This is a genomic window from Actinosynnema sp. NPDC037264 (genome assembly GCF_055603705.1).
Window position 1 is genome coordinate 34,146 of record NZ_JBVJVK010000075.1, and the last position, 3,021, is coordinate 37,166.

The following is a 3,021-nucleotide window of genomic DNA, read 5'->3' on the forward strand; positions in this document are numbered from 1 at the left end:
GCATCTCTGTCTTCCCCCCCCCCCCCCTTCCCCTTCTTCCCCTCCCTTTCCCCCCCCCCCTCCTCGCCCCTCTCTTTTTTTTCTCCCCCCCGCTCCCCCCCCCCCCCCCCCCCCCCCCCCCCCCCCCCGGAGCCGCTAGAACGGCTGGGCGTTCGGCTGGAACACCTGGCCGTCCGCCGGGGCCTTGAGGTTCACCAGGTAGTCGGTCACCAAGGTGTCGACACCCGCGCTGTCGCCGAGGATGCAGTGCCCGAACGCGTCCACGCTGAGCAGGCGCGCGTTGCCGAGCTGTCGGTCCATGCGCTTGCTGAACTCGTACTGCGTGGCCGGGTCGTAGTAGTTGCCCACGACGACGATCGGGTTCGGCGTGCGCTTGTTCCACGGCCCCGACCAGCGGTCCGGGAAGGGCGCCGGCCAGGTCGCGCACGTGAGCAGGTCGGACGCGGCCTGCATGCGGCCGAACGTCGGCGACTCCCGCTCCCACTTCGCGGCCACCGCCGGGAACAGCTGCGGCACCCGGAGGAACGGCTTGTCCGTGCAGTTCACGCCGTAGTACGAGTCGTCGGCCAGGTACTCGGTGTCACCCGTGAGCCCGGCGCGGACGTCGGCCAGACCGCGCTTGTTCGCCAACGGCGGCAGCAGGTCGGCCTGCTCCTGCGCGGAGAACGTGGCGGCGCCGGGGTGCAGCACGGCGTGGATGCTCTGCAACCACGCGGCCAGCGCCTTGAAGCGGGTCGGCGCGTACAGGTCACCGGCGACCCGGCCGATGTAGCCGTCGTAGGTCACGACCTGGTTGGTGGGCAGCGTGATCGAGCGGGTGCGCAGGTGGTCGCGCACCTCGTCGAACTTGGCCCGCGGGTCGCCGTCGCTGTAGGCGCACTTGTCGCCCTCGGCGTCGCAGCGCTTGAGGAACGCGTCCAGCGCGAGCTCGAAGCCCCGCGCGCGCTGGCGGTCGTACTCCGCGCCGTCGGAGGTGCGCAGCGCCGGGTCGACGTTGCCGTCCAGCACGAGGGCGCGCGACTTCGACGGGAAGATGTTGGCGTAGGTCGCGCCGAGCAGCGTGCCGTAGGAGAAGCCGACGAACGTGAGCTGCCGGTCGCCCACGCCCTGCCGCAGCAGGTCGAGGTCACGGGCGACGGCCTCGGTGGACATGTGGTTCAGCAACGGGCCGGCGTTGCGCGCGCACGCGTCGGTGTAGTCCTCGGTCGCGTCCGTGGTGTCGCGGATCTCGGTGCGGGTGACCGGGATGCCGGACATGCGGCCGAAGACCTCGTTGGCCTCTTCGAGGGTCTTGAAGCAGCGCAACGGCGAGCTGCGGCCGACGCCGCGGGGGTCGAACCCGATCAGGTCGAACCGGTTCATGACCTCCGGCTGGAAGAACGAGCTGCCGTAGGCGGAGTAGATCAGGCCGGCGCCGCCCGGGCCGCCGGGGTTGATGAACAGCGAGCCGACCTTGTTCGCCTGGTCGTCGGCCGGGCGCTTCATCAGCGCGATGGTGATCTTGGCCCCGTCGGGCTTGCGGTGGTCCAGCGGCACGGGGTGGTTCGCGCAGCTGACCTTGTCGCGCTGCGCGGCCGGGATCTCGTCCAGGACGTCCTGGGCGCAGGCCGCCCACTGGACGGGGGTGGCGCCTCGCGCTTCCTGTGCGGCGGCGGTGCCGGTTCCCACGAGACCGGACACCGCCGTGCCCACGGCCAGCGCGAGAACCAGCGCTCTGTTACGGAGTTGCATGCGGTAGCGCTCCCTCGGTTCACTCGACGTCGCCCCTCAGTGACACCGCGACGTCATCGCGCGAGGCTTTCACTCGATCGTGTCTGGCAACACCCGCAGAACGGAGGATTCGTGGCCTACGGACGGTTCATGCCGGGCTTGGTGCTGGCCGAGCGGTTCTACCGGGAGGCGGTCGAACCGCTGGTCCGGACGCACTTCGGCGAGGTGCCGCACAGCGCGGGCCGGCTCGGCTCCGGTTCGGAGGTGCTCGGCTTCGACACCGAACGGTCCGCCGACCACGAATGGGGGCCGCGCCTGCAGCTGTTCCTCGACCCGGACGACACCCGGGCCGACGACATCTCGACGGCGCTGGCCGAGCACCTGCCCAAGGTGTTCCTCGGGTATCCCACGCACTTCGTCGGCACGGACGACGACGGCGTCGGGCGGATGGCCGTGACGGACGGGCCGGTGCGCCACCGGGTGGAGGTCGTCGACGCGGCCACGTGGTTCGACCGGCGGTTGGGGTTCGACCCGCGCCGCGGCGTGACCGTGCGGGACTGGTTGGGCGCGCCGACGCAGCGGTTGGCGGAGACGACGGCCGGCGCGGTGTTCCACGACGGGCTCGGGGTGCTGACGGCGGCACGGGAGGCGTTGCGGTGGTACCCGGACGACGTGTGGCGGCACGTGCCGGCGTGCCAGTGGTCGCGCGTCGCGGAGGAGGAGGCGTTCGTCGGGCGGTGCGGCGAGGTCGGCGACGAGCTGGGGTCGGCCGTGGTCGCGGCCAGGCTGACCCGTGACCTGATGCGGTTGCGGCTGCTGCTGGACCGGCGCTACCCGCCGTACGACAAGTGGCTCGGCAGCGCGTTCGCCCGCTACGCCGACCTCGTGCCGGTGCTGCGGGCCGCGGTGGCGGCGACCGACTGGCGTGCGCGGGAGGACCACCTGGCCGTGGCGTACGAGCGGATCGCCGCGCGGTGCAACGACCTGGGCCTGGCCGAACCGGTCGACCCGACCACCCGCCCGTACCACGACCGCCCGTTCCGGGTGCTGCGCGCCGACCGCTTCACCACCGCCCTGCGCGCCGCGATCACCGACCCGGAGGTGGCCGCCCTGCCGCTGCTCGGCGCGATCGACCAGTGCGCCGACAGCACCGCCGTGCTCGAACACCCCGCCCGGAGCCGGAAGCTGGTGGGCTAGCCGGGACCCCCGTCCGACGACGCGGTGGGGGCGGGGGGGGGGGGGGGGGGGGGGGGAGAGGGAGGGGGGGGGGGGGGGGGGGGGGGGGGGGGGGGGGGGGGGGGGGGGGGGGGG

The 3,021-nt window shown here is 73.0% G+C and carries 2 protein-coding genes; one reads left to right on the forward strand and one right to left on the reverse strand.

Annotated features, from left to right (window positions below):
- Window positions 1-135: 135 nt before the first annotated feature.
- Window positions 136-1,731 carry an alpha/beta hydrolase gene (locus ACZ7GX_RS40845; RefSeq protein WP_498785342.1) on the reverse strand — a complete coding sequence of 532 codons (1,596 nt, stop codon included), beginning with the start codon at window positions 1,729-1,731 and terminating at the stop codon, window positions 136-138.
- Window positions 1,732-1,842: 111 nt separating this feature from the next.
- On the opposite strand from ACZ7GX_RS40845, the gene ACZ7GX_RS40850 reads away from it, so the two are divergent.
- On the forward strand, window positions 1,843-2,907 hold the full coding sequence (locus tag ACZ7GX_RS40850) for a DUF4037 domain-containing protein (protein WP_498785344.1): 1,065 nt from the start codon (window positions 1,843-1,845) through the stop codon (window positions 2,905-2,907).
- Window positions 2,908-3,021: the final 114 nt, after the last annotated feature.

What these genes read in the sequence shown, in the direction of transcription:
- ACZ7GX_RS40845 (WP_498785342.1), bottom strand. Translation starts at nt 1,731, where the DNA reads ATGCAACTCCGTAACAGAGCGCTGGTTCTCGCGCTGGCCGTGGGCACG.